Source organism: Streptomyces sp. NPDC086147, from assembly GCF_040702165.1.
Classification (GTDB): domain Bacteria; phylum Actinomycetota; class Actinomycetes; order Streptomycetales; family Streptomycetaceae; genus Streptomyces.
In genome coordinates this window covers 1-1,149 of sequence record NZ_JBFBJO010000059.1, presented here as the reverse complement: position 1 = coordinate 1,149, position 1,149 = coordinate 1, and the positions used below count along the sequence as shown (strand labels likewise).

Annotated in this window: 2 protein-coding genes; both read left to right on the top strand. The window is 66.4% G+C overall.

Annotated features, from left to right (window positions below; genetic code table 11):
• Window positions 1-69 precede the first annotated feature (69 nt).
• The gene (locus tag AB0398_RS34280) at window positions 70-609 is read left to right on the top strand and encodes a winged helix-turn-helix domain-containing protein (protein WP_366379582.1); all 540 of its coding nucleotides are present in this window, start codon (window positions 70-72) and stop codon (window positions 607-609) included.
• On the top strand, window positions 606-1,145 hold the full coding sequence (locus AB0398_RS34275; protein ID WP_366379583.1) for a transposase: 540 nt from the start codon (window positions 606-608) through the stop codon (window positions 1,143-1,145). The genes AB0398_RS34280 and AB0398_RS34275 overlap by 4 nt, the downstream gene beginning before the upstream one ends.
• Window positions 1,146-1,149: the final 4 nt, after the last annotated feature.

Sequence of the window (1,149 nt, the reverse complement as noted above, 5' to 3'; positions counted from 1 at the left end):
GGTTACTGACCTTGAAGTCGTCTTGTCGTAGGGGCTGACGGTTGCTGAGCGTCGCGGTATGCCGGATGTATGAGGTATCCGCAGGGTGGGGGTCTGACCGCGGAGAGACAAGCGTTCCGTGAGCGGGTCCGGATGGAAGCAGTCGGGATGTTCGCCGATGGGCGGGGCAGCACGGAGATCGCGAAGGAGTTACGGGTCAGCGTCCGGTCCGTCCAGCGATGGCGGCGGTCCTGGCGGGAGGCCGGCCGGGACGCGGTTCGTTCCCGTGGCCCGGCGTCGCGTCCGAAGCTGAGCGATGTGCTGTTCGCCGTGCTTGAGGAGGAGTTGGCCAAAGGTCCGGTCGCTCACGGTTGGCCGGATCAGCGGTGGACGCTCGCGCGGATCAAGACGCTGATCGGCCGACGGTTCCACAAGAGCATGACGTTGTCGGGCATCTCCCAGATGCTGCGCAGGCACGGCTGGAGCCATCAGGTTCCTGCCCGTCGGGCGGTCGAGCGTGACGAGGCGGCGGTGGCCGGCTGGGTGAAGGAGGTGTGGCCGCACCTGGAACCACCGCGGCGGCGCTCGGGGCCTGGCTCGTCTTCGAAGACGAGGCCGGATTCTCGATGACGCCGCCGACCTCGCGCACCTGGGGCAGACGCGGGTCCACCCCGGTCATCCGAGTCCGGGGCCGGTCCCAGCGGCGCTTCTCCATCGCAGCCCTGTGCTGCTACAAACCCGGGATGCGATCCCGCCTGATTTACCGGCCCAAACGGCACACCGATCACAAGAACGGCGGCCGCAAAAGCTTCGCCTGGACCGAGTACCGCGACCTCCTCATCGCAGCCCACCAGCAGCTCGGAGGGCCGATCGTCCTCGTCTGGGACAATTTGAACGTCCATAAGGACCGGCGAATGCGCGAGTTCATCGACACCCACGACTGGGTCGTGGCCTACCACCTGCCGCCCTACGCACCTGACCTCAACCCAGTTGAGGGCATCTGGTCAGTGCTCCGTCGGACCAGCCAGGCCAACACCGCCTTCGCCGACCCCGACGACCTCATCCGCCGACTACGACTCGGTCTCCGCCAGATTCAGTACCGAAGCGACGTCATCGACGGCTGCCTTACCGCGACCGGCCTCACACTCACGACATCACGCCTATAACCTC